This is a genomic window from Streptomyces sp. KL116D (assembly GCF_030766975.1).
GTDB lineage: Bacteria > Actinomycetota > Actinomycetes > Streptomycetales > Streptomycetaceae > Streptomyces > Streptomyces longispororuber_A.
Window position 1 is genome coordinate 137947 of record NZ_JASERH010000004.1, and the last position, 24258, is coordinate 162204.

A 24258-nucleotide genomic window follows, 5' to 3' on the forward strand; every position below is an offset into this window, starting at 1 on the left:
GTGCCTCTACACTGGGCGCATGCCCGCTGCCGCCAAGGACCCCCGCCCCTGCTCGATCGCCGACACCCTGGCCGTCGTCGGGGAGAAGTACTCCCTGCTCGTGCTGCGCGAGGTCTGCCTGGGCAACGGCCGCTTCGACCGGCTCGTGCGCAACATCGGGGCGCCCCGCGACATCCTGGCCACGCGCCTCAAGCGGCTGGTCGAGGCGGGCGTGCTGGAGAAGGTGGCGTACCAGGAGCGGCCGCAGCGCTTCGAGTACCGGCCGACGACGGCGGGCCTCGAACTGGAGCCGGTCCTGATGACGCTGATGGCCTGGGGCGACCGCCATCTGCGCGACGGCGACCGCCCCATGGTGATCGAGCACCGCTGCGGGCACGACCTGGTGCCCGCGGTGACCTGCGCGGCCTGCGGCGAGGCGGTGCGCCACGAGGACCTCAAGGCGCACCCCCAGGCCCCGGGCTGGACGACGTCGGGGCCGGACGCCGGGTAGCACCGGTCAGTCGAGCCGGTACACGTCCAGCCGCCCGCACATCCCGAACTTGCCGTACGCGGACGGGACTTCGGACCGTACGACCGCGTCCGCGAGGTGCCCGGCGTCACCCGCCGCGAGCCGGTCGAGCTGCTGCCCGGTCGCGGCGGCGGCCGCGGCGGCGCCCCGCTCCCAGCGCGTGCGCCAGGCGTCCAGCCGGTGCCTGACCAGCGCGGCCGCCGCCTCGTGGAAGGCGGCCAGCTCCTTCGGCTCCTCGCGCAGCCGCAGGTATCCCTCGACGGCGAGGTCGCGCCGGGCCCGCGCGAACCGTTCCTGCTCGGCCTCGGGGGCGTCGGCGGGAATGGTGGTCGCGGCCGCGTAGGTGTCCGGGTCGGTCAGGTACTCGGGCGGCAGCGTGAGCACGGCGTCGCCCGCTTCCGGCAGCCCGCTGTTCTGCATCAGGACGACGATGCGCAGGCCGCCGCCCTCGTTGACGAGACGGTGGATCGTGCCCGGCGTGAACCAGGCGACGGTGCCGGCCGCGAGCGGCGTCTGCTCGAACCCGGAGGCGGTGAGCGTCTGCACGGCGCCGCGCCCCGCCGTGACGACGTATCCCTCGCTGCACGTCAGGTGCAGGTGCGGGGTGCCGCCGCAGAGCCCGTCGGCGGCCGGCCAGTCGTACACGGCGAGGTGCGAGACGGCGACGCCGCCCGGCAGCCCCTCGTGGGGCACGGCCGGGCTCACCACGGGTGCTCCGCCAGGTACTTGGCGATCTCGTCCCGCTCCCAGGCGCCGTCGGCGACGACGACGCGGTAGCGGCGGGTGAGGGTGTCCCCCGGCGCCAGGACGAGCTCGTCGTGGAAGGCGAAGGACGGCGCCACGGCGGCGAACGGGTCGTTGCGCACGAACCAGTGGGCCGGGTGGGTGCCGCGCTCCCCCGCGTGGTCGTTCTCCGGGGCGTGCTCGAAGACGAGCGTGGCGTGCCCGTCACTGCCGTCGTGCTCGCCGCTGTACGCGAGCCAGGGCGCCTGCGCACCCATGACCTGCGGTCCCTCGGCGTCCGCGGTCTGGATGCGGCCGTCGCGGAAGGCGCGCGGGCCGCGCCAGAACAGCCCGGTGTAGCCCGCCAGTTCGCGGCCGTGGGTGGTCGGGCTGCCGAACCGGAGCGGCTCCGCGCGACGGTTGGTGACGGCGCTGCTCCAGGTCAGCGTCCAGCTCCCGGCGGCCGGGTCGACGTCGCGCACCTCGACCCGGCGCTCCTCGTCGGCCCACAGCTCGCCGTCGTGCGGATGCCAGGTGAGCCGCTCGGCGATGACGAGGTTCCCGTCCCCGTCGGCCCGGACCTCGTCGAAGGCGACGTGCGCCATGGACCCGACGCGCTCGGGCAGCCGGAGATAACCCTCGCCGTGCACATAGCTGTTGCCGCCCCACAGGTTCTGCCCCGACAGGTGCGAGGCGGTCATCTGGAGGCCCTTGTGCCAGCGGTGGTCGTTGGGCCGGTAGTCGGTGACGGCGGCGCCGCTCAACGTCCTGACCGGGTGCAGGTACGGCTTCGGGGCCTCCCACGCCGCCTCGGGCCGGTAGACGTACGCGAACAGGTCGACGCCGGTGGTGGGTTCGGTGACCGTGATCCGGTCGCCGTGGGCGTGGACGACGCGCAGACCTTCACTCATGGGGTGCCTCCTGGGTGGGCGCCCAGCCGGGGGCGCCGCCGTGCAGGGCGGTGTAGTACGGGTCGCCTGGACCGATCTCGCCGGAGCGGACGGTGACGTCGGTGAACGCCGACTTGTAGAGCGCGGAGATCAGCTCCAGGCTGGTGCGCCCGTCGGGTCCGCTGCTGCGCGGCCGCTCGCCCGCCCGCATCGAGGCGACGAGCTCGCGCAGCTGGGCGAGGTGCGAGCTGGGCACGTCGGGCCCGAAGTCCCGCCAGGACGCGGCGAGTTCCGCGGGCACGTCCCGCGCGGGCGTCACGGTCCAGTCGGCGTTCCCGTACCCGTACAGATGGGTCAGTTCGAGGGTCGCGCGCTCGCAGTCGATGCGGATCCGGCTGACCTCGTCCGGGCTGAGGACGCTGTTGACGACGGTGGCCATGGTGCCGCTCTCGAACCGGACGAGCGCGGTCGACACGTCCTCGGTCTCGACGTCGTGCACGAGCCGCCCGGCCATCGCGCGCACCTCGCTCCACGGTCCGAGGATGTCGAGCAGCAGATCCATCTGGTGGATGCCGTGCCCCATCGCGGGCCCGCCGCCCTCCGTCGCCCACCGCCCGCGCCACGGCACGGAGTAGTAGGCGGTGTCCCGGTGCCAGGTGGTCTGGCAGTGGGCGACGAGCGGCCGTCCGACCTCGCCCTTGGCGAGCAGCTCGCGCACGTGCCGGGCCCCGGACCCGAACCGGTGCTGGAACACGATGGCGGCGTACGGCCCGCCCTCGGCCCCCTCCGCGGCCTCGACCGCGTCGAACTCCTCCAGGGACGGCGTCGGCGGCTTCTCGCACCACACCCAGGCCCCGGACTCCAGGGCGGCGACGCTCTGTTCGCGGTGCAGGGTCGGGGGCGTGCAGATGGTCACGAGGTCGGGGCGCTGCTCGTCGAGCATGCGCGCGAGATCGGTGTACGGGTGCGGGATGCCGCCGTCGGCGCAGAACCGGCGGACGGCGTCGTCGTCGATGTCGACGGCGGCGACGACCTCCAGCTCCCCCTCCTCGGCGAGCTGCCGGAGAGCGGGCAGATGACTGCCGCGGGCGATGCCGCCGGTACCGACGACGGCGGCCTTGAGACGGTGGGTACGGGGTCCGGAGCGATCCGGTGCGGGTGTGCTGCGCATGGGCGCGATCAACACTCCATCGGGGTGCGGTGACGGTGCCTGGTCAAGGGGCGCCCCGGTATAGCAAGCGCTTTCCTCGTGGTCGACGCTATGCGGGTGGGGCGATGGGGGTCAACAGTGCGTCACCGCCTCCGTCAGGGGTTTCAGGGGTTTCCCGCCGGGCGGCCGGGTGCGCGTCCGGCCCGGTCCGCCGGGGCGGGAGCGGTCCCGCCCGCCCGCAACCCCCGCCCCAGCGCCAGCGTCACCCCCACCGACACGGCGGCCAGCAGGGTCATCGCCGTTGCCGGGGACCAGAGTTGGGCGAGGGCGCCGGCCAGGAGCGCGCCGACGCCCTGTGTCGTCAGCATCCCCGCCGTGTGCAGGCCCAGCGCGTGCCCGCCGAGGTCGTCCGGGGTGAGGGCCACGAGGCGTTCCTGGAGGAGGAGGCTCGCCGAGTAACCGACCGAGGCGAGGGTGACGGCGATGACGGCCGTCGGCAGGGCGGGGTCGACGGCGAAGACCAGGTAGGGCGCGGCGAGCAGCAGGCGCAGCGGGGCGCCCAGGCGCGGGCGCCAACGCGGCGGCAGGAAGCGGCCCGTGAGGGTGTCACCGGCGAGCATGCCGAGGGCGGCGGCCGCGAGGAGGAGGCCCGCGTGCCGGGGGTCGTACGGCAGGAAGAGCGCCTCGCAGCCGACGATCAGGCCGTTGGGCACCCACAGGGCGAGGTAGACGTAGCGGCGCGGGACCGACGACCAGAGCCGTCGGTTGCCGCGCATCGTCTCGGACAGGGAGGGGCGTCCGGTCGACCGGGCCGGGCGGCGGGCCAGACCGGTCCGCGCGACCAGCGCCGACGCCGCGTACAGGACGCAGCCGACGAGGAGGGTGCCACGCGGGGACAGTGCGGCGACCAGCACGCCGCCCACCGCGAACCCGAGGATCTGGCACAGGCCCGTGCTCATGTTGAGGACGGAACGGCCCAGCAGATAGCCGTCCTTGTCGAGGAGGTCGGTGAGCAGGCCGTAGCGGACGCCGCCGCCGAGCGCCGCGGGAACGCCCTGGAGGAGGACGAGCGCCAGCGCGGCCGCCGTCGGGAGACCGGGTACCGCCTGCACCGCCGTGGCGCAGGCGAGGAAGAGGGAGAGCCCGGCGAGCGCGGCGCGCGGCGGCAGCCGGTCCGCCGCCGACAGCAGGGTGAGCGCGCCGACGACCTGGGCGAGCGAGGGCCCGAACATGGCCAGCGCGGAGAGCAGCGGGGAACCGGTCGCCGCGTAGACGAGGGAGCCGAGGGCGAGGCCCGCGACGGTCTGGGCGGCGGCCTGGAACGAGCAGGCGGCGAAGAAGGGCGGGTACTCCCGCGTGGCGAACAGGTCCCGGTAGGTGCGCATGGAGGGAGGCTGAGGGGCCCCGGCGGGCGGGCGTTAATGTTTCGCGCACCGGCGAAACGTCCAGGGCGGCAGGAGGGTGCGATGGGGGTCTGGCAGGTCGACGCGGACACCCTCGCGGGGAGCCGTTTCGTCGTGTCGTCGCTGGTGGAGACCACGGCGAGCCTGAAGAAGCTCGCGGCGCCGGTCGCCGCCCACCCCGGCGAGCGCCGCTGGCTCGACGCCCACCTGCCCGCCTACCGCGCCCGGCTCGCCGCCGACCCGGTGACCGCGCTGCTCGTCGACGCCGTGTTCGGGGCGACGTGGAACGCCGACTTCCTCACGCCGACGCCGGCGGGCCTGTGCGAGGACGACCTGGACGAGGGTCTCGGGCGGATCGGCGCGGTCTCCTCCGACGCGGTCCGCGCGGATCTCGCGGTCTCCTCGCCCGGACCGCTGCCCGGGCCGCTGGCGGACGCCGACGACCTGGCGGAGCGCGTCGCGGACCTGCTCGGGTGGGTGTGGCGGGAGACGGTGCGGCCCGAGTGGGCGCGGCGGCGCCGGGTCATGGAGGCCGACGTCGTCGCGCGGACCCGGGAGCTGACGCGCGGCGGCTGGGCCGCGGCGTTCGGCGGGATGCGGCCGACGATGCGCTGGCTGGGCGAGGGGCTGCTGCGGATCAACGCGCACGACTATCCGCCGCGCGACGTCTCCGGCGCGCGACTCCTGTTCGTGCCGGTCACGCTCAAGGAGGGCTGGGTGTCCTGGCAGACCGGCGCCGATGGTGCCGGTGACCGGTACGCGGTGGTGTACCCGTGCGCGGGTGCGCTCGCCGACAACGGACGGGCGGCGCCGGACGGCCTGGCCGCGCTCGTCGGCCCGGCCCGCGCCCATGTCCTCGTCCGGCTCGACCAGCCGCTGAGCACCACCCAGCTGGTCGCGCTGACCGGTCAGGGCCTCGGTTCGGTGGGCCGTCATCTGAAGGTGCTGCTGGACGCCCGGCTGGTGGGGCGCCGCCGGGCGGGCCGCTCGGTCCTCTACTTCCGGACCCCGGTGGGCGACGCTCTCGTGGCGGCGCAGCGGGCCGCCGGCTGACCCGGGCCCGCGGCCCCCGTGGGGGTCCCGTCACTTTCGGACGCTACGCTGCCCCACGCGTGCGCCCGCGACCCATGTGGCGGGGGCGCGCACGCCCATGCCCGGCCCGCGCTCGCGGCCGGTCCCGCCCAGCCCTTGGATCGCGTACCCCTTCATGAATTGGTTCGAATCGTTCGTCCTCGGGCTCGTCCAGGGGCTGACGGAGTTCCTGCCCATCTCGTCGAGCGCCCACCTCCGGCTGACGGCCGCGTTCGCGGGCTGGTCCGACCCGGGCGCCGCCTTCACCGCGATCACGCAGCTCGGTACCGAGACCGCGGTGGTGATCTACTTCCGCAAGGACATCGCGCGGATCATCTCGTCGTGGTTCCGGTCGCTGACCGACAAGACCATGCGCGGCAACCACGACGCGCAGATGGGCTGGCTCGTCATCGTCGGCTCGATCCCGATCGGCGTGCTCGGCGTCACGTTCAAGGACCAGATCGAGGGTCCCTTCCGCGATCTGCGGCTGACGGCGACGACGCTGATCGTGATGGGTGTCGTGCTCGGCGTCGCGGACCGGCTCGCGGCCCGCGACGAGCTGGGCGGGAAGCACCGCGCCGTCCGCTCGCGCAAGGAGCTCAAGGACCTCTCCGTCAAGGACGGCCTGATCTACGGCCTCTGCCAGGCGATGGCCCTGATCCCCGGCGTCTCCCGGTCGGGCGCCACGATCAGCGGTGGCCTCTTCCTCGGCTACACCCGTGAGTCGGCGGCCCGCTACTCGTTCCTGCTCGCGATCCCCGCGGTGCTCGCCTCCGGCGTCTTCGAGCTCAAGGACGCGACCGAGGGCGGTCACGTGTCGTGGGGGCCGACGGTGTTCGCGACGCTGATCGCGTTCGGTGTGGGGTACGCGGTCATCGCGTGGCTGATGAAGTACATCTCCAGCAAGAGCTTCATGCCGTTCGTCTACTACCGGATCGCGCTCGGCATCGCCCTGTTCGTCCTCGTCTCGGCGGGCGTGCTCAGCCCGCACGCCGCGGAGTCCGCGGGCTGAGCCGGGGCCCGTCCGTCACCCGGGCTGAGCCCGGGCCCGTCCGTCATCTCACCAGGGCAGCGGTCCGGACGCGTCGAAGAAGCCGCCGGTCGGTCCCTCGGGGCCGATCTGCGCCATCCGCACGATGATCTCGGCGCCCTCCTCGACGGTCTGTACGCCGGTGTTGCCGTTGAGGTCGGTCTTGGTGAACCCCGGCTCCACTGCGTTGATCCGGATGTCCGGGAAGGCCTTCGCGTACTGCACGGTCAGCGCGTTGACCGCGGTCTTGGAGGCCGGGTAGGCGATGCCGGGGTAGCCGTGACCAGGGGTCGTCGGGTCGGAGAGGCCCGTGAGCGAGGCGAGGCCGCTGGCGACGTTCACGACGACGGGGGCGGCGGAGCGGCGCAGCAGCGGCAGGAACGCGTGGGTCACGCGCAGGGTGCCGAAGACGTTCGTCTCGAACAGCGGGCGCAGCGTGTCGACGGTCTCGTCGGCCGGGAGGACGATGCCGTTGCCCTCGGTGCGGCCCTCGATGCCGGCGTTGTTGACGAGGACGTCGAGGCCTCCGTCGGCCTCGATCCGGCGGGCCGCGGCGGTGACGGACGCCTCGTCCGTGATGTCGATGAGGACGTGCCGAGCGCCGGTCTCCTCGGCGGCGCGACGGCCGCGCTCGAGGTCGCGGCTGCCGAGGTAGACGGTGTGGCCGGCCTCGACGAGACGGCGGGCGGTTTCGCGGCCGAGGCCCTTGTTGGCCCCGGTGATGAGTGTCGTGGTCATGGTTCGATCCTGCGGCGGCGCGGCCCCGGCTACCAGCAGCCCCTGCTTCCTGGGACTCGCGGTACCAGGAAGTTCCGTACCGGACGGGGCACAGTAGGGGCATGGCGAGCGCGGCGATCGACGGACATCAGGACTCCGGGCACTTCGGTGACTTCGGGGACGCGGTGCGGCGGTGGCGGGACCGGGTGTCGCCGGAGTCGGCGGGGCTGACGGTGGCCGGTCAGCAGCGGCGGGCGGCCGGGCTGCGCCGCGAGGAGCTGGCGCTGCTCGCCGGGATCTCCGCGGACTACGTGACCCGGCTCGAACAGGGCCGCGCGACCCGCCCCTCCGACCAGGTGGTCGAGGCGCTGACCCGCGCGCTGCGGCTGTCCGGGCAGGAGCGTGCGCATCTGTTCCGGCTCGCGGGGCTCGCGCCGCCGGGCCCCGGCACCGTGCCGGGCACGCTCGCGCCGAGCGTGCACCGGCTGCTGGAGCGGCTGGCCGGGACGCCGGTCGCGGTGTTCGACGCGGCGTGGACGCTGCTGCTCGCCAATCCGCTGTACACGGCCCTGATGGGCGACGGCCCCGAGGATCCCGACGGCCCCGAGCACCGGCGCAACGGCGTCTGGTGGACGTTCCTCGGCCCGCCGCGCCGGGTCCGGCAGAGCGATGCCGAGCGGCGTGCGACGGAGGCCGCCCTCGTGGCCGATCTGCGGGCGACCGCGGGCCGCTATCCGGCGGATCCGCGGCTGCGCGACCTGGTGGCGGAGCTGCGCGCGGGCAGCGACCGGTTCGCCGAGCTGTGGGACTCCGGGGCTGTCGGCCGCCACGAGGGGACCCGCAAGACGATCGACCATCCGCAGGTCGGCCCGGTGACGCTGGACTGCGACATCCTCACCGTCGCGGGCGACGATCTGCGGGTCATGGTCTACACGGCCGCGTCCGGATCCGCCGACGCGGACCGCATCGCGCTCCTGTCCGGCACGGTACTGCCGGCCCTGCTGACCTCGTCGGCGCCCTGATGGCCGCGGCAACTCCCTTGTCCAGTTGATCACTTGGCGCAGCCGACCGCTCGCTCAGGGTTCCCAACCGGCCGGGCCGCACGTAGCCTGGGCGCATGCCGCCGCCAGTCTCCTCGGGTTCCGCGCGGTCTGCCGCCGAAGTGAACGAGCAGATCCGCGGTCTGTGGCTGCGCGCGGCCGGGCGGCTCACCGCCGACCAGCGCGCCGAGTACGAACTGCTGGTGGCGGAGTGGGCACGCGCCATGCGGGTCGCCGTCGGCGAGGCCGCGTGACCCGGTCGGCACCGCGCGAGACCTGCGGCCGCCGCTGAGGGCGTTCGGGTCGGTACCCAGCGAGACCTGCGGCCGACAAGGGTGTCCCGGTCCATGCCGAGCAAGGCCTGCGGCCGACAAGAGCGATCCGCCGCGCCGAACAAGACCCGCAGCCGACAAAGCCGTTCCGGCAGCCGCGGCCGGCTCAGCGGCCGCCCGCCACCCTCACCACCGTGCCCGTCGTGTACGCCGCGTCCGCGGACAGCAGCCAGGCGATCGCCGCGGCCACCTCCTCGGCGGTGCCGGGGCGGCGCAGCGGGATGCCGGGGGCCGCCTGGGCCGCGCGGTCGGGGGCGCCGCTGGCGGCGTGGATCTCGGTGTCGATGATGCCGGGCGCGACCGCGTTGACCCGCACGCCGACCGGGCCCAACTCCTTGGCCAGGCCCAGGGTGAGCGTGTCCACGGCGGCCTTGGACGCGGCGTAGTGGACGTAGTCGCCGGGGCTGCCGAGGGTGGCCGCCGCGGACGACAGGTTCACGATGGAGCCCTCGCTGCGGGCACCCATGTCGCGGGCGGCACGACGGCAGCACAGCAGGACGCCGAGGACGTTGACGTCGACGACGCGGCGCAGGTCCTCGGTGGTGGTGTCGGCGAGCGGGCCGAGCGGGGCGGTGACGCCCGCGTTGTTCACCAGGCCGGTGAGCGGACCGAGTTCGGCGACGGCCTCATCGAACATCCGCTCGATGTCGGCCTCCTGGGCGGTGTCGGCCCGCAGGACGGCACAGCGCGCGCCCTGGGCACGTACGGCCTCGGCGGTGCGCTCGGCGGCATCCTTGTCGCGTACGTAGCTCAGCGCGACGTCGTGTCCGTCGCGCGCGAGCCGCAGCGCCGTGGCGGCGCCGATCCCGCGACTGCCGCCGGTGACGAGGGTGATGGGGCGGGGCAAGGGGGCCTCCCGGTCGGTGATCATGTCGCGCCGGGCGCACCGTACCAGCGCCACTGCGTGCGCCGTTCGCGGCCCTCCAGATCACCGCGGCCGGTCGCCCAGAGCAGGGTCGGCCACGGCTCCGTGCCGCCGGGCACGTCGGGGAAGAGCCGGCGCAGGGTGCGGGCACAGAGGTCGGCGGGCGGTTCGAACGGGACGCCGAGCCCGGTCGCCATGTCGTGGGCGTGCGCGAGGGTCTCGACGACGCCCATCGCGGCGAAGCCCTCCGGGTCGGAGACGTCGTACACGTGAAATCCGCGGGCGGTCGGCGGGGTGGCGCGGACCACGGCGGCGAGGATGCCGCCGCACGCGTCCATCACCCGCAGCAGGGCGGCCGGTCCGGCGTCGCGGTCGGCCGTCACGGTGTTCTCCGGGCCGGTGGGGCTGCGCCGGCCCGAGCCGAAGGGCAGGTTGCCGTCGACCGCGGGGGTCAGGGGGCCGATGTGGGCGGCGTACCAGAAGAGGTCGTCCGCGAGGTGCTCGCCGGTCTCCCAGACGGTCCAGGTCAGGTCGCCCGCCGGGACGTCCCAGTCGGCGTCGAGCGCGGGGGTCAGCGCGGTGACGGTGAGGAGGACGGCCTCGGCCACGTCGTCGGCGGTCACGGGTCCGGTCGCCGGGCTGTTCGGTTCTGCTGACATGGGGCGACCGTAGCAGCGATCTTCACGGCCGCCCCGGGAGTTTCACCGGACCCGGTCCGGCGCGGGCGTCAGCCCTTGCCCTGCCGTGCCTTCTTGGCGAGCCGACGCTTCTGACGTGGCGTCAACTCCTTGCGTGCGGTCTGCCGCTCGTACCCGGCCCTGCGATCGGCGTTCTTCACCAACTACCCCCTATGGACGGCCAGTTGACCGAATTACCATCGGCCGCATGGTATCCCCGTTCATCCCGCGTGCGCACGACTCTTGGCTCCGCGCGACGCGGCACCGACACTGAGCCGATGACGCAGCGTGTGGAACTCGCGACCGTCCTCGACCGGCTCGCCGTCGACGAGCTGGTGACCGACTACGCGGTGGCCGTCGACGACGGCGACTGGACGGCGTACCGCGCGCTGTTCGCGCCGGACGGCCGCGCCGACTACCGCGACGCGGGCGGGGTGGAGGGCAGCGCCGAGGAGATCGCGCGCTGGCTCACCTCGACGATGGAGCTGTTCCCGATGCGGCAGCACCTGATCGTCAACCGGCGGGTGCGGTTCGGGATCCTCGACCGGGACGTCGGCGACACCGCCCGGGTGCGGGCCGACTTCATCAACCCCATGCGGTTCGCCGGCGAGGGCACCGCCCCGGACTTCGTGTGCGGCGGCCGGTACGCGTTCGGGCTCGTCCGTACGCACAGTGGCTGGCGGATGCACCGGGTGACGGTGCACGAGAAGTGGCGGCGTGCTCCGGAGCGGGCCGCCGCCGGGGCGTGAGCACTGCGCCACCTCGCCGAACGCCCACTGTCGTTGATCGCTTCCGGCGCGCACACTTGAAGGCACTGGCAGGTGTCGTACGACCCGGGAGGCCCGGCGCATGGAGCGATGGCGGCAGCGGCTCGGCTCGTCGCCCTGGTGGCGCGGTGCCGCGGCGGTCGGGGCGGGCGCCCTGCCCGCGCTCGCGTTCCCGGCGCCGTCCCTGTGGTGGTTCGCCTATGTGGCCCTGGTGCCGTGGATGCTGCTGGCGCGCTCGGCGGGCACGCCGCGCCGGGCGGCGCTGGACGGCTGGCTCGGCGGCCTCGGCTTCATGCTCGCGGTGCACCACTGGCTGCTGCCGAGCCTGCACGTCTTCACGGTCGTCATCGCGGCGCTGCTCGGTGCGCTCTGGGCGCCCTGGGGCTGGCTGCTGCGCAGACTGCTGCACGGCGTGCCGTCGGCCGGGCAGGCCGGGGCCGCCCTGGTCGCCGTGCCATCGGCCTGGCTGATGGTCGAACTGGTCCGTTCGTGGCAGGGGTTGGGCGGCCCCTGGGGGCTGCTCGGCTCCAGCCAGTGGCAGGTGGTGCCCGCACTGCGGCTCGCCTCGGTGGGCGGCGTCTGGCTGGTCAGCCTGCTCGTGGTGGCGGTGAACACCGGGATCACCGTCCTCGTCGTCGCGCGCGGGGCTCGGGTGCCCGCGGTGGCCGGGCTCGTGGCGACGGTGACGGTGACCGGTGCCGCCTGGGCGTGGGCGCCGCGTCCGGCGACCGACGGCCGGGTGCGGATCGCGGTGGTGCAGCCGGGGGTGATCGACGGCGCCGACAGCGTGGCCCGTCGCTTCGACCGCGAGGAGGCGCTCACCCGCCGGCTGGCCGGGCAGGACGTCGACCTGGTGGTGTGGGGCGAGAGCAGCGTCGGCTTCGACCTGGCCGAGCGCCCCGACCTGGCCGGCCGGATCGCCGCCCTGTCCCGCGAGGTGGGCGCGGACGTCCTCGTGAACGTGGACGCCCGCCGCCCGGCCGACGGCGGGGGCGCGACGGCCCAGGGCATCTACAAGAGCTCGGTCCTGATCGGTCCGGACGGACCGACCGGCGCACGCTACGACAAGATGCGGCTGGTGCCGTTCGGCGAGTACGTCCCCGCGCGCGGGCTGCTCGGCTGGGCGACGTCGGTCGGCAAGGCGGCCGGTGAGGACCGGATGCGGGGCACCCGGCAGGTCGTGATGGACACCCGGCACGGCGGCCGTGACCTGCGGGTCGGCCCGCTGGTCTGCTTCGAGTCGGCGTTCCCCGACATGACGCGGAAGCTGACGCGGGACGGGGCGCGGGTGCTGCTGGCCCAGTCGTCGACGTCGACGTTCCAGCACAGCTGGGCGCCCGAGCAGCACGCGTCGCTGGCGGCGGTGCGGGCCGCGGAGACGGGCCGCCCGATGGTGCACGCCACGCTGACCGGGGTGTCCGCGGTGTACGGGCCGGACGGGGCGCGCGCCGGTGCCTGGCTGGGCACGTCGGCGAGCGCGGCGCGGGTGTACGAGGTGCCGACCGCGCACGGCAGCACGCTGTACGTCCGGTTCGGCGACTGGCCGGTGCACGCGGCGGTCACGGTGCTCGTGGTGCTCGCGGCGGCGGAGGCGGTGCGCTGGTCCAGGCGGCGGGCGGCGGCGTCCGGTCTGCCGTCCGCCCACGTCTGGCCCGGCCGCTGACGCTCAGGCGCCGGCCCGCTGCACCTCGCGCACGATCTGCTCGCACAGCTCGTGGGTGGCCAGCGCGTCCCGGGCGCCGAGCACCTTGCCCGCGCGGACGGCGTCGAGGAAGGCGAGCACGACCTGCTCGATGCCGCGCTGGCGGGCGACCGGGACCCAGTCGCCGCGGCGGCGCACGGTCGGCTGGCCCTTGTGGTCGATGACGTCGGCGAGATTGACGACCTGCCGCTTGGTGTCCTGCCCGGAGACCTCCAGGATCTCCTCGGTCGAACCGCTCAGCCGGTTCATGACGCCGAGCGCGGTGAAGCCGTCGCCCGCGAGCTGGAGCACCACGTGGTGCAGCAGTCCGTCCTCGACGCGGGCCCGCACGGTGACGTCGTCGACCGTGCCGGGCACCAGGAAGCGCAGCGTGTCGACGACGTGGATGAAGTCGTCGAGGATCATCGAGCGCGGCTCCTCGGGCAGGCCGACCCGGTTCTTCTGGAGCAGGATCAGCTCGCGCGGGTGCTCGACGCACTGCGCGTACCCGGGCGCGTACCGCCGGTTGAAGCCGACGGCGAGGCTGACGCCGCGTTCCTCGGCGAGCCGCACGAGCCGCTCGGACTCGGCGAGTTCGTAGGCCAGCGGCTTGTCGACGTAGGTGGCGACGCCGGCCTCCAGGAGCCGCGCCACGATCTCCGGGTGCACGGCCGTCGGCGCGTGCACGAACGCCGCGTCGAGCCCCTGCGCGATCAGCGAGTCCAGGTCGGTGTGGCGCTGTGCCTCGGGGACGCGGTGCTGGTCCGCGATCCTGGCCAGGGTGGCGGGTGTCCGGGTCTGCAAGTGCAGTTCGATCCCGGCCTGCGTGGTGAGCACGGGAAGGTATGCCTTCTGCGCGATGTCGCCGAGTCCGATGCAGCCGACCTTCACGTTCCTGTACTCCTCTGTCGCCGATGCCCCGTTGCGTCTGGGCAGCATACGGGCGTCGCGGGCTGCCGCCGCTCGCCCTGCGCGACGTAGGGCCGTGGTTGCGGCGGGCGCCGGTCCGCGATGCCGTCCGTGCCGCGCAGCAGCACGGCGGGGCCGAGGGCGCCCGCGGCCCGGATCGCGGTGCCGCGCAGGGCGACCGCGGACCGGCTCCGGGTCATGGCGACGCGGCTGACCGGGGAGGGCTACGGGGAGTCGCTGCACGGGATGCTGGGCGCTTCGGACGACTGAGGCGCGGAACTCGAAGCGCTGCGGCGACGCCACCTGCCGGCAGCCCGCCGCCCCGTCCGTCACCCGTGCGGGGCATCCTCGCCCACTCCGGCTGCCCCACGGCGACTCCGTCCAGCAGAGTTGCCCGGGTGCCCAGAAAGTCCAGCTCAGCCACGCTCCTGCTGTCGGCGGCGGTCACGGCCGTCACCGCCGCCACCGCGTCCGGATGCGTGAGCGTCCCCACGCCGACCGCACCCGCCGCTCCGTCACCGGCCGCCACGGCCCCGGCGGCGCCCCGCCCCGACGGCCACGCCGACGACCGGCCGCTCGTCCAGGCGCCCGCACGGGAAGCCATGGAGCGGACGGGGCCGTCGCCGCACCGGACCCCCGCACCCCGCGCGCAGCCGCCTTCCGCTCCCCCGCGGCAGGCCGCCCCACCGCGGCGTACGGCGCCGGAGCCGCCACCGCGTACGGCCGCGCCGAAGCCCGCGGCCAAGCCGTCACCCGCCCCGAAGCCCCCGGCGCAGACCGACGTGTGCGCCCTCGGCCGCCAGTACGGGGGCTGGGACCCGGACAGCCCCCAGTCCGTCATCTGCCGGGACACCTACGGGAGTTGACATCTGCGGGAGCCGCCGCCCGCGGCGCCCGGCCGGATCACGATCCGTTCAGGAACTGCGGCGCGGCGGCCCCAGCGGCTCCCCGCCGGGCCGGCCGCCGTCGTCCCCCTCGCCCCCGCCGTCCCCCTCGCCGGGCAGTCCGGCCACGCGCTGCTCCAGCCGGGCGAGGGCGGCGCGCACGCCGTCCCCGTGCCCGTCGTCGCCGAGCGCGTCGACCACGGCCCAGGCCCGGGCCAGATGGCTGCGGGCGGCGTCGGGGCGGTCCAGCTTCACGTAGTCCGCCGCCAGGTTCAGATGCAGTGACGGATACAGGGCCCGCAGCGCGAGCGACCGCTCCTGCCCGGCGAGCCGCTCCCCCGTCAGCCCGTCGGCGGCGGACAGCGCCCGCAGGTCCCAGGCCAGCTCGTCGGACGGATCGTCCTGCGTGTCGGCCATGTAGTGCGCCAGCGTGCAGCGGTGCAGCGGGTCGCCGTCCTCGCCGATCTCCGACCACAGGCCGAGGAAGCGGTCGCGCGCCTCCTCGCGGTCACCGGCGTGGGCCAGCATTGCCACCTGCCCGATGCGGGTCATCATGGCGTCGTCCGCCGCCTGCTCGCGCTGCTGTGCCACTGGCTCCTCCAAGGTCGGAAACCGGCTCATATGCCGATCACGACTTCCGACGCTAACGGCCACCGCCGGCAAACCCCGTCAGACACGGCACGGCAGGGCACGGCGCGCGGCTCGGCGGCTCAGCCCAGATTCGGCACGGTCCAGTCGATCGGCTCGTGCCCCTGGGCCGCCACCGCGTCGTTGATCTGCGTGAAGGGCTGCGAGCCGAAGAACTTCTTCGCGGACAGCGGCGAGGGGTGGGCGCCCTTGACGACGATGTGCCGCTCGGTGTCGATGAGGGGCAGCTTCTTCTGTGCGTAGTTGCCCCACAGGACGAACACCGCGGGGTCGGGGCGCTCGGCCACGGAGCGGATGACGGCGTCCGTGAACTTCTCCCAGCCCTTGCCCTTGTGCGAGTTCGCCTCGCCCGCGCGGACGGTGAGCACCGCGTTCAGCAGCAGCACCCCCTGCTCGGCCCACGGCATCAGATAGCCGTTGTCCGGGATCGGGGTGCCGAGCTCGGCCTGCATCTCCTTGTAGATGTTCCGCAGGGAGGGCGGCGTCCTCACGCCGGGCCGCACCGAGAAGCACAGGCCGTGGCCCTGGCCCTCGCCGTGGTACGGGTCCTGGCCGAGGACGAGGACCTTGACCTTGTCGAACGGCGTCGCGTCGAGCGCGGCGAAGACCTCCTCGCGCGGCGGGTAGACGGGACCCTTGGCGCGCTCCTCCTCGACGAACTCCGTGAGCTCCTTGAAGTAGGGCTTCTGCAGCTCCTCGCCGAGGACGCCGCGCCAGGACTCGGGCAGCATCGCGGTGTCGGTCACGTCAACAACCTCCGGGGTACGGGCACTTGCACGCCCGCGCCACCCCGTCCGGGGAGCGCGAGCGCTTCGACACCCAGAAACCTACCGGCGCCCACTGACAATCGTGTCCGGCACCCTCACCAACTGGTCTTGCGGTGCAGCTCCCACATCATCATGATCGTCGACGGGTCGAGGGCCCGCTCCCCGCCGGAGATCTCGTCGCTGGCCGCGATGTACTGCTTGCCCTGCCACAGGGGCAGCAGCCGCGCGTCGTCCACCATGATCTGCTGGGCCCGCTCGAACTGCCGGACCACGGCCCCCCGGTCGCTCTCCCGGCGCGACTGCGGCAGCAGCTGGTCGGTGATCTCCGGCGAGACGTACGGGGTGCTCACCGCGTTCTCCTGGCCCACGAAGGGCGCGATGAAGTTGTCGGCGTCGGGGAAGTCGGGGAACCAGCCGCGTCCGAAGACCGGGTACTCGCCCTTGCGGTAGCCGGCCTCGTACGTCTTCCACGGCCGGCTCTTCAGGGTGACCCTGAACAGCTTGGAGTCCTCCAACTGCTGCTTGAGGGCCGCGAATTCGGGGGCGGTCGCGGAGCCGTACCGGTCGGTGGTGTACCAGAGGGTGAGCGGGACGGGCGCGGTGATGCCGGCCTTGGAGAGGATCTCGGCGGCCTTGGCGGGGCTCGGGTCGCCGAAGTCGTCGAAGAAGTCGGTGGTGTGTCCCGCGAGGCCCCGCGGGACCATCGAGAACAGCGGTTCGACGGTGTCCTTGTAGATCTCGTGCGCGATGGCGCCGCGGTCCACGACCTGGGCGACCGCCCGGCGCACCGCGCGCTTGCCCGCCCACGGGTCCTTCGGGTTGAAGACGAGGTAGCTGATCTCGGTGCCCGCGCCCTCGACGAGCTGGAGGCCGTCGGTGGCGTTCTTGGTCTGGAGGTCCACGACGTCCTCGGCGGCGAGTCCGCGGAACGTCGCGTCGATCTTCTTGGCCTTCAGGGCCTGGACCATCTCCGCCGACTTGCCGAAGTAGCGGATGGTGACGGCGCCGTTCTTGCGGTCGGCGAAGCCCTTGTAGTTCGGGTTCCTGACCAGTTCGGCCCGCTCGCCGTCCGTGTAGGACTTCAGCTCGTACGGGCCCGAGCCGGTGACCGCGCCGTCCTGGCGGAGCGCCTTGGCGGGGTACTCGTCGGGGTCGACGATCGACAGGGCGGGGGTGGCGAGCACGAACGGGAAGGTGGCGTCCGGCTTCTTCAGGTGGAACGTTACGTCGCGGTCGCCCGAGGTCGTGACCTTGTCGAGGCTGCCGAGCAGCCCCACGGGTCCGCCCTTCACGCCGATCGTGCGGATCCGGTCGACGGAGTGCTTCACCGCGGCGGCGTCGAGCGGGTGCCCGTCGGAGAACTTCATGTCCTCGCGCAGTTCGCAGTGGTAGACGCGGTTGGCGCTGTCCTGGAACGAGCACTCGGCCGCGTCGGCCTCCGGCTCGGCGGCGCCCGACGGGAAGGCGACGAGCGTCTGGTACACGTTGCGGAACAGCTCCCAGGAGCCGTCCCAGGAGGCCGCCGGATCGAGGGTGCTGGGCGCGCTGGTGGTGCCCACGACGATCGGTTTCTCGTCCTCGGAATCGCCCGTGTTCACCAGCCCGCACCCGGCGAGCACAGCAATGGACGCAGTCGCCGCCGCCGTACGGATCCGCGTACGGGGGGCAAGCAACCGTATGAACACGCGCACGCTCCTCGATCGGCCATGCCATGGGTCGGCAGACCATATCGCAGTGCCCCGCCGGTGCAACTGCCTGCACCGACGGGGCACTTGATGCGCGAGGGCGTATGTCAGACGTTGTCATCCGACGCCCGGATTCTCACCTGCGTCAGGCGACGCCCGCGTTGAGGGACATGCCGCCGTCGACGACGAGCGTCTGCCCGGTGATCCAGTCGGACTGCTCCGAGGTGAGGAACGCGGCGGCGCCGCCGATGTCCTCCGGCACGCCGAGCCGGCCCATCGGGTAGGCCGCCGCGGCCTCGGCCTCCCGGCCCTCGTACAGGGCCTGCGCGAACTTGGTCTTCACGACCGCCGGGGCGATCGAGTTGACCCGCACCGTCGGCGCGAACTCGTGCGCCAGCTGGAAGGTGAGGTTGACCATGGCGGCCTTGCTCATGCCGTACGCGCCGATGAACGGCGAGGCGGAGACGCCGGCGACGGACGCGATGTTCACGATCGCGCCGCCGTTGTCCTTCTGCCACGCCTTCCAGGTCTGCTGCGCGAAGCCGAGCGCGGAGACGACGTTGGTCTCGAAGACCTTGCGCGCCACGTTCAGGTCGAGCTCGGCCATCGGGCCGAAGACCGGGTTCGTACCGGCGTTGTTGATGAGGAAGTCGACGCGGCCGAACGCCTCCATGGTGCGCTCGACGGCGGTGGCCTGGTGCGCCTCGTCGTGTGCCTTGCCGGCCACGTAGATCACGCGGTCGGAGCCGAGGGTCTCGACGGCCTCCTTGAGCGCGTCCTCGCCGCGTCCGGTGATGCAGACGCGGTCGCCGCGCGCGAGGAGGGCCTCGGCGATGCCGTAGCCGATGCCGCGGCTGGCGCCGGTGATGAGGGCGACCTTGCCCGAGAGTTCTGCGGTCATGTCGGTCTCCTCCGGCCTTAGTTGAGCGGTCCGCCGGCCACGTACATGACCTGGCCGGAGACGAAGCCGGCCGCTTCGCCGGTGAAGAAGGCGATGGCGTTGGCGATGTCGTCGGGGCGGCCCACGCGCTGCACCGGGATCTGCGTGGCGGCGGCGGCCTGGAACTCCTCGAAGCCCATGCCGACGCGCTCGGCGGTGGCCGCGGTCATGTCGGTGACGATGAAGCCGGGGGCGACGGCGTTGGCGGTGACGCCGAACTTGCCGAGCTCGATCGCGAGGGTCTTGGTGAAGCCCTGCAGACCGGCCTTGGCGGCGGAGTAGTTGACCTGGCCGCGGTTGCCGAGGGCGGACGACGAGGAGAGGTTCACGACGCGGCCGAACTTGGCGTCCACCATGTGCTTCTGGACGGCCTTGGTCATCAGGAACGCACCGCGCAGGTGCACGTTCATGACGGTGTCCCAGTCGGAGGCGCTCATCTTGAACAGGAGGTTGTCGCGCAGCACGCCCGCGTTGTTCACGAGGATCGTGGGAGCGCCGAGCTCCTCGGCGATCCGCGCGACGGCGGCCGCGACCTGCGCCTCGTCGGAGACGTCGCAGCCGACGGCAAGGGCCTTGCCACCGGCGGCGGTGATCTTTTCGACGGTGTCCTTGCAGGCGGCCTCGTCGAGGTCGATCACGGCGACGGCGCGGCCCTCTTCGGCCAGCCGGATCGCGGTGGCGGCGCCGATGCCGCGCGCGGCCCCGGTCACGATGGCTACGCGCTGCTCAGTGGTGGACATGCTCTTCGGTCTCCTCGCCCTAGAGGGCGGTCGCTCCGCTCCGGTGCGGGTGAGCGACCGCTTAGTACCCTGTGCGAGTGACGCTAGAAGCCCTGGCACCCGGTGTCAACGTACCCACCGGGTGCCTCTGCTCACGTAGCGCTCCGGACCAGGCCGTTTCAGTGCACGAGACGGGCGAGCAGCCGCTGCGCCTCGGCCGCCGGATCGGCGGTGAGACCGGTGTGCACCGGCCCGGGCTGCACCACGGTCGAGCGGGGCGCGATCAGCCAGCGGTAGCGCCGCCCCGCGTCGTCCCCGGCCGCCTGGCCCGCGCTGTCGCCGCCCCGGCAGTGCCGCTCGACGGCGGTGAGCAGGGCGCGCACCCCGGTCACGTCGGCCTCGGGGTCGAGCGCGAGCAGTTTCGCCTCGTCGAGGTGGGTGAGGGCGGTGACGAACGACTTGGCGCGGCAGTACACCACGACGCCCGCGTTGATCTGCTCGCCGCGCTCGATGCTCGGCACGACCCGCAGCAGGGCGTACTCGAAGACGTCGCGTTCGCTCATCGGGCCGCTCCCTGCGTGGTCACCCAGCCCGGCGCGCGCCGGGTCCGGTCCGCGGCACCGGCGGGCAGGCCGATCCGCTCGTGCACGGTCGCGGCGCGCTCCAGGAGCGTCTCCACGTAGGCGCGCCGCACCGCGTCCGGGTCCGCGAAGCCGGGCTCGTCCGCCAGCCACACGTCGGGCACGTCGGCGGCGGCGCGGGCGAGCAGTTCCCCGGTGACGCGCGGGGCGAGCTCGGCGGCGGCCGCCGCGACGTCCGGCCCGAAGGGGGCGAGGGCGTGGTCGGTCGCGTCGTACGGCTTGTCGGCCCAGGCCGGGGCGCCCCGCCAGTTGTGGTGCCAGATCATGCTCGCGCCATGGTCGATGAGCCACAGGTCGCCGTGCCACACCAGCATGTTGGGGTTGCGCCAGGACCGGTCGACGTTGTTGATCAGCGCGTCGAACCAGACGACGCGGCCGGCCTCCAGCGGGTCGACGGTGTACGCGAGCGGGTCGAAGCCGAGGGCGCGCGGCAGGAACCGCATCCCGAGGTTGGTGCCGCCGCTCGCCTTGAGCAGCTCCTGCACCTCGGGGTCGGGCTCGCCGAGGCCGATCACCGGGTCGAGGCCGATGGCGACGAGATCGGGCACCCGGAAGCCGAGTGCGCGCGCCAGCTGCCCGCAGATCACCTCGGCGACGAGCGTCTTGCGCCCCTGTCCGGCGCCGGTGAACTTCATGACGTACGTACCCCGGTCGTCGGCCTCGACGAGTCCGGGCAGAGATCCCCCTTCGCGCAGGGGGGTGACGTAGCGGGTCGCCGCGACTTCATCAAGCATCGTCCCAGGCTATACGGCTGCCCGGCCTGTCGATCGAAGGTCCGCACCGGCGCGGGAACCGGCGTCGCGCCCCGTCAACGGCAGGGGCGCGGAAGGGAGTTGCCCGTGGCCGAGGGACGAGCCTCGCGGATGGTCCACCCCTGCCACCGCGGATGGTCCACCCCCGCCGAACCTCGCGGACGCAGTGCCGTATCGCACAGTCGTTCACAGGCCCCCCGCACGGTGCTACAGTGACGCCGATCGATCCCGATCACAGGGTTGTTACTCCCCACAGGACGTCGTCGTCCACGTGAGGCGAGGCAAGGCCTGGGAAGCGCCGTTGGCGCTGCCCGGGCCTTTTTTGTTGCCCTGAACCGGTCGGGAGCGGTCACGAACCCTGCACGACGGCAAGAACCTGAGGATGCGAGGAAGCATCATGAGCAGCACACCCGCAACGGGTACCGACGCACTGGCGGAGGAGATCCTCCGCGGTGTCGGCGGACCCGGGAACATCGAGAGCCTCACGCACTGTGCGACGCGGCTGCGCTTCCAGCTCCACGACGGGGCCAAGGTCGACCAGGCCGCCCTGGACGCCCTGGACGGCGTCATGGGCACCGTGCCGCAGTCCGGCGACCGCTTCCAGATCGTGATCGGCGGCGCCGTCTCGGGTGTCTACTCCAAGATCATGAACCTGCCGTCGATGACCAAGGGCGGCACGCCCCGGGCGAAGTCCGACGCCGAGGTCAAGGCCGAGGTGCGCGCCAAGAGCCGCGGACGGTTCGCCTGGCTCGACAACTTCTTCGAGTACCTCTCCGACTCGTTCCGCCCGCTCATGGGCGTGCTGCTCGGCTCCTCGCTGATCATCGCGATCGCCTCGGTCCTCGACGCCCTCGGCGTGACCGACTTCCGGGCCGCGGACAAGTCGGCGACCTGGGTGTTCGTCGACGCCATGTGGCGTTCGGTGCTGTACTTCCTGCCGATCTTCGTCGCCTACAACGCGGCCAAGAAGCTGAAGATCGACCCGTGGGTCGGCGCCGCCGTGATGGCCGCGGTCATGACCCCGAACTTCACGGGGATGCTCAACAAGGACTCCGGGATCCCCGGCGTCACCTGCTCCACGAACGCGACGCTGGGCACGCAGGAGTGCGTGGCGCACGTCTTCGGGCTGCCGATGCAGCTGAACGACTACGGCGGCCAGGTGTTCGTCCCGCTGCTGATGGTCGCCGTGCTCGCCCTGGTCTACAAGGGCCTGCAGCGCGTCTTCCCGGAGAACGTGCACATGGTCTTCGTGCCGTTCTTCAGCATGCTGGTCATGATCCCGGTGACCGCCTTCCTCATCGGCCCGCTGGGCATCTGGGCCGGCAACGGCCTCGGCGAGGGTCTGTCCTGGCTGAACAACAACGCCCCGATCGTCTTCGCGATCGTCATCCCGCTGCTCTACCCGTTCCTGGTGCCGCTGGGCCTGCACTGGCCGCTGAACGCGCTCATGCTGCAGAACATCAACACCCTCGGCTCCGACTTCATCCAGGGTCCGATGGGCGCCTGGAACTTCGCCTGCTTCGGCGCCACCGCCGGCGTGCTGCTCCTGTCGCTGCGCCACCGTGAGAAGGAGATGCGGCAGACCGCCACCGGCGCGCTGGCCGCGGGCCTGTTCGGCGGCATCTCCGAGCCGTCGCTGTACGGCATCCACCTGCGCTTCAAGCGGATCTACCCGCGCATGCTCGTGGGCTGCCTCGTGGGCGGCGTGATCGTCGGTCTGCTGGGCGGCGTGGACACGGAGGCGTTCGCCTTCACCTCGCTGCTGACGATCCCGGTCTTCTCCCCGGCGGTCACCTACGTCATCGCGATCACGGCGGCCTTCTTCACCTCGATGGCGCTCGTGTACTTCTCCGACTTCCGCACCGCGGAGGACCGCGCCCAGGTGAACGCCGAGCGCGACGCCGCCGAGGCCGACGAGCGCGGGCCCGTCGCCGCGGGAGCCACGGGAGCCGGCGCTGCCGCCCCGGCCGCCGGCACCACCGGTCTCGAACTCACGGCGCCGGTCGCGGGCCGTGTCGTCAGCCTCGACGAGGCCGGTGACCCGGTCTTCGCGTCCCGCGCGCTGGGCGAGGGCCTGGGCATCGAGCCCGCCGACGGCCGGATCGTCGCCCCGGTCGACGGCGAGCTGGTCACCGTCGTCGACACCGGTCACGCCTTCGGCATCCGCACCGCGGACGGCGTCGAGGTGCTCGTGCACGTCGGCATCGACACGGTGCAGATGAAGGGCGAGGGCTTCGACGTGCGCGTCGCGTCGGGACAGAAGGTGGTCGCCGGTGACCTGCTGGCCGAGGTCGACCTCGACGCCGTGCGCGCGGCGAAGCACCCGACCGTCACCCTCATGACCGTGCCCAACACCGCGGAGCTCGCCTCGGTCGAGCCGCTCGCCGCCGGGCGGGACGTGGCCGCGGGTGACGCCGTGGTGACCGTCACGCGGTAGCCGGACCGCCGTCGCCCGGGCGCGCGCCCCCTCCCGGGGGTGCGCGCCTGCCGCGTGGGTCAGGGCGAGGTTGGCGCGCACGGCGGGCGATAAGGGATCATCGAACAGAAGTCGGACAGAAGTCAGGCAGAAGTCGGACCACGGACGGAAAGGAGGACCGGTGGAAGCACTGCGCGTGCTCAACAACAACGTGGTCCTCGCGCGTGACGGGAAGGGCCAGGAGGTCATCCTCACCGGGCGTGGCATCGGCTTCAACACCCGCCAGGGCCAGACCATCGATCCCACGCTGATCGTGCGCGTCTTCGTCCCGGAGGACGGCCGCGACCCCGACCACCTGGCGCAGGCCCTGACCTTCGTCGGCGAGGAGGTCCTGCGGGCCGTCGTGATCGCGCTCGGCGAGGCCGGGATCGAGGGGCGCGAGTCCACTCGCCCCACCCTCGCGATCGCCGTCGCCGACCACGTCGCCAACGCGCTGGAGAGGGCGAAGCAGGGCATCGCCGTCGAGTACCCGCTGCGCGCCGAGGTCCAGGCCCTGTACCCGACCGAGTACGCCCAGGCGCAGCGCCTGCTGGCGGCCGTGAACGAGCACGTGGACCCGAAGCTGGAGCCCTCCGAGGCGACCGCTCTGGCCCTGCACCTGGTGAACGCGGGATTCGCCTCCGGCGACCTGTCCTTCACGTACACGATGACCGGCGTCATCCAGCAGATGCTGGCCGTCGTCGGCGAGCAGTACGGGCTCGACGTCTCGCAGGAGTCGATGACCGCCGCGCGGTTCATCACCCACGTGCGCTACCTCTTCGTGCGCATCCAGCAGCACCGGCAGCTGAAGGGACACGAGTCCACGATCGGCAAGGGCATCCGCCTGCACTACCCGGAGGCGACCGGCACCGCGCAGCGGCTGGCGACGATCGTCGAGCTGCGGCTCGGCCAGCAGCTGAGCGAGGACGAGGTCTCCTACCTGGCGCTCCACGTGGCCCGCATGACCACGGAAGGCGACGGCGCGGTCGCCTGAGGCGGGGCGG

Annotated in this window: 25 protein-coding genes and 1 pseudogene; 11 read left to right on the top strand and 15 right to left on the bottom strand. The window is 73.0% G+C overall.

What is annotated here, in order from left to right:
- Positions 1-19 precede the first annotated feature (19 nt).
- On the top strand, positions 20-490 hold the full coding sequence (locus RBJ77_RS01115) for a winged helix-turn-helix transcriptional regulator (protein ID WP_372343214.1): 471 nt from the start codon (positions 20-22) through the stop codon (positions 488-490).
- A gap of 6 nt (positions 491-496) precedes the next feature.
- On the opposite strand, the gene RBJ77_RS01120 is transcribed toward RBJ77_RS01115, so the two are convergent.
- The 4 genes from RBJ77_RS01120 to RBJ77_RS01135 all read right to left on the bottom strand — a co-directional run bounded on the left by RBJ77_RS01120 (position 497) and on the right by RBJ77_RS01135 (position 4656).
- Entirely contained in the window at positions 497-1213 is a 717-nt protein-coding gene (locus tag RBJ77_RS01120; RefSeq protein ID WP_372343215.1) for a cupin domain-containing protein, read from the bottom strand.
- Positions 1210-2142, bottom strand: coding sequence for a PmoA family protein (locus RBJ77_RS01125; protein ID WP_372343216.1), 933 nt, complete (start codon positions 2140-2142; stop codon positions 1210-1212). The genes RBJ77_RS01120 and RBJ77_RS01125 overlap by 4 nt, the downstream gene beginning before the upstream one ends.
- Entirely contained in the window at positions 2135-3292 is a 1158-nt protein-coding gene (locus RBJ77_RS01130; protein WP_372343217.1) for a Gfo/Idh/MocA family protein, read from the bottom strand. The genes RBJ77_RS01125 and RBJ77_RS01130 overlap by 8 nt, the downstream gene beginning before the upstream one ends.
- A 143-nt stretch (positions 3293-3435) precedes the next feature.
- Positions 3436-4656, bottom strand: a complete 1221-nt coding sequence (locus tag RBJ77_RS01135) for an MFS transporter (RefSeq protein WP_372343218.1) — start codon at positions 4654-4656, stop codon at positions 3436-3438.
- A gap of 81 nt (positions 4657-4737) precedes the next feature.
- Here RBJ77_RS01135 and RBJ77_RS01140 point away from each other — a divergent pair, with 81 nt between their 5' ends.
- Complete coding sequence (locus RBJ77_RS01140) at positions 4738-5727, top strand: ArsR/SmtB family transcription factor (RefSeq protein ID WP_372343219.1); 990 nt, start codon at positions 4738-4740, stop codon at positions 5725-5727.
- 154 nt (positions 5728-5881) lie between these two features.
- Positions 5882-6757 carry an undecaprenyl-diphosphate phosphatase gene (locus tag RBJ77_RS01145; protein WP_255982120.1) on the top strand — a complete coding sequence of 292 codons (876 nt, stop codon included), beginning with the start codon at positions 5882-5884 and terminating at the stop codon, positions 6755-6757.
- Between the two features lie 48 nt (positions 6758-6805).
- Here the strand turns inward: RBJ77_RS01145 and RBJ77_RS01150 are convergent, their stop codons facing one another.
- Positions 6806-7513 carry an SDR family NAD(P)-dependent oxidoreductase gene (locus RBJ77_RS01150; RefSeq protein WP_372343220.1) on the bottom strand — a complete coding sequence of 236 codons (708 nt, stop codon included), beginning with the start codon at positions 7511-7513 and terminating at the stop codon, positions 6806-6808.
- A 101-nt stretch (positions 7514-7614) separates the two neighbouring features.
- Here RBJ77_RS01150 and RBJ77_RS01155 point away from each other — a divergent pair, with 101 nt between their 5' ends.
- Positions 7615-8514: a helix-turn-helix transcriptional regulator gene (locus RBJ77_RS01155; RefSeq protein ID WP_372343221.1), complete on the top strand. Its 900-nt coding sequence runs from the start codon at positions 7615-7617 to the stop codon at positions 8512-8514.
- 140 nt (positions 8515-8654) lie between these two features.
- On the top strand, positions 8655-8786 hold the full coding sequence (locus RBJ77_RS01160; RefSeq protein WP_372343273.1) for a hypothetical protein: 132 nt from the start codon (positions 8655-8657) through the stop codon (positions 8784-8786).
- A 184-nt stretch (positions 8787-8970) separates the two neighbouring features.
- Here RBJ77_RS01160 and RBJ77_RS01165 read toward each other — a convergent pair whose 3' ends face one another.
- Both RBJ77_RS01165 and RBJ77_RS01170 read right to left on the bottom strand, forming a co-directional pair.
- The gene (locus RBJ77_RS01165; protein WP_372343222.1) at positions 8971-9735 is read right to left on the bottom strand and encodes an SDR family oxidoreductase; all 765 of its coding nucleotides are present in this window, start codon (positions 9733-9735) and stop codon (positions 8971-8973) included.
- A complete protein-coding gene (locus RBJ77_RS01170; RefSeq protein ID WP_372343223.1) occupies positions 9732-10388 on the bottom strand; it encodes a hypothetical protein in 657 nt (218 codons plus the stop codon). Before RBJ77_RS01170 ends, RBJ77_RS01165 begins: the two co-directional genes overlap by 4 nt.
- Positions 10389-10684: 296 nt before the next feature.
- Between RBJ77_RS01170 and RBJ77_RS01175 the strand changes: the two genes are divergently transcribed.
- Both RBJ77_RS01175 and lnt read left to right on the top strand, forming a co-directional pair.
- Positions 10685-11155, top strand: a complete 471-nt coding sequence (locus RBJ77_RS01175) for a nuclear transport factor 2 family protein (RefSeq protein ID WP_372343224.1) — start codon at positions 10685-10687, stop codon at positions 11153-11155.
- Between the two features lie 100 nt (positions 11156-11255).
- Positions 11256-12913, top strand: a pseudogene (lnt, locus tag RBJ77_RS01180) (apolipoprotein N-acyltransferase); the annotation flags it as partial.
- On the opposite strand, the gene RBJ77_RS01185 reads toward lnt, so the two are convergent.
- A complete protein-coding gene (locus RBJ77_RS01185; protein ID WP_372343225.1) occupies positions 12840-13745 on the bottom strand; it encodes a Gfo/Idh/MocA family protein in 906 nt (301 codons plus the stop codon). The pseudogene lnt and the gene RBJ77_RS01185 overlap by 74 nt on opposite strands.
- A gap of 129 nt (positions 13746-13874) precedes the next feature.
- On the opposite strand from RBJ77_RS01185, the gene RBJ77_RS01190 reads away from it, so the two are divergent.
- Complete coding sequence (locus RBJ77_RS01190; protein ID WP_372343226.1) at positions 13875-14033, top strand: hypothetical protein; 159 nt, start codon at positions 13875-13877, stop codon at positions 14031-14033.
- A 128-nt stretch (positions 14034-14161) separates the two neighbouring features.
- Entirely contained in the window at positions 14162-14629 is a 468-nt protein-coding gene (locus RBJ77_RS01195) for a hypothetical protein (RefSeq protein ID WP_372343227.1), read from the top strand.
- Positions 14630-14677: 48 nt separating this feature from the next.
- Here RBJ77_RS01195 and RBJ77_RS01200 read toward each other — a convergent pair whose 3' ends face one another.
- The 7 genes from RBJ77_RS01200 to RBJ77_RS01230 all read right to left on the bottom strand — a co-directional run bounded on the left by RBJ77_RS01200 (position 14678) and on the right by RBJ77_RS01230 (position 20781).
- Positions 14678-15238: a hypothetical protein gene (locus RBJ77_RS01200; RefSeq protein ID WP_372343228.1), complete on the bottom strand. Its 561-nt coding sequence runs from the start codon at positions 15236-15238 to the stop codon at positions 14678-14680.
- A gap of 119 nt (positions 15239-15357) precedes the next feature.
- Positions 15358-16041 (bottom strand): uracil-DNA glycosylase, encoded by a 684-nt coding sequence (ung, locus tag RBJ77_RS01205; RefSeq protein WP_372343229.1) that lies wholly within the window; start codon positions 16039-16041, stop codon positions 15358-15360.
- Positions 16042-16157: 116 nt separating this feature from the next.
- Positions 16158-17660, bottom strand: coding sequence for an ABC transporter substrate-binding protein (locus RBJ77_RS01210; protein WP_372343230.1), 1503 nt, complete (start codon positions 17658-17660; stop codon positions 16158-16160).
- 232 nt (positions 17661-17892) lie between these two features.
- Entirely contained in the window at positions 17893-18648 is a 756-nt protein-coding gene (locus RBJ77_RS01215) for an SDR family oxidoreductase (RefSeq protein ID WP_372343231.1), read from the bottom strand.
- Positions 18649-18665: 17 nt separating this feature from the next.
- Positions 18666-19427 (bottom strand): 3-oxoacyl-ACP reductase FabG, encoded by a 762-nt coding sequence (gene fabG, locus RBJ77_RS01220; protein ID WP_372343232.1) that lies wholly within the window; start codon positions 19425-19427, stop codon positions 18666-18668.
- Positions 19428-19585: 158 nt separating this feature from the next.
- Positions 19586-19969 carry a DUF3037 domain-containing protein gene (locus RBJ77_RS01225; protein WP_372343233.1) on the bottom strand — a complete coding sequence of 128 codons (384 nt, stop codon included), beginning with the start codon at positions 19967-19969 and terminating at the stop codon, positions 19586-19588.
- Positions 19966-20781: a HipA family kinase gene (locus RBJ77_RS01230; protein ID WP_372343234.1), complete on the bottom strand. Its 816-nt coding sequence runs from the start codon at positions 20779-20781 to the stop codon at positions 19966-19968. The genes RBJ77_RS01225 and RBJ77_RS01230 overlap by 4 nt, the downstream gene beginning before the upstream one ends.
- 415 nt (positions 20782-21196) lie before the next feature.
- On the opposite strand from RBJ77_RS01230, the gene RBJ77_RS01235 reads away from it, so the two are divergent.
- Both RBJ77_RS01235 and RBJ77_RS01240 read left to right on the top strand, forming a co-directional pair.
- Positions 21197-23236, top strand: coding sequence for a glucose PTS transporter subunit IIA (locus RBJ77_RS01235; RefSeq protein WP_372343235.1), 2040 nt, complete (start codon positions 21197-21199; stop codon positions 23234-23236).
- A 160-nt stretch (positions 23237-23396) separates the two neighbouring features.
- Complete coding sequence (locus RBJ77_RS01240; RefSeq protein WP_372343236.1) at positions 23397-24248, top strand: PRD domain-containing protein; 852 nt, start codon at positions 23397-23399, stop codon at positions 24246-24248.
- The last annotated feature ends 10 nt before the right edge of the window (positions 24249-24258 follow it).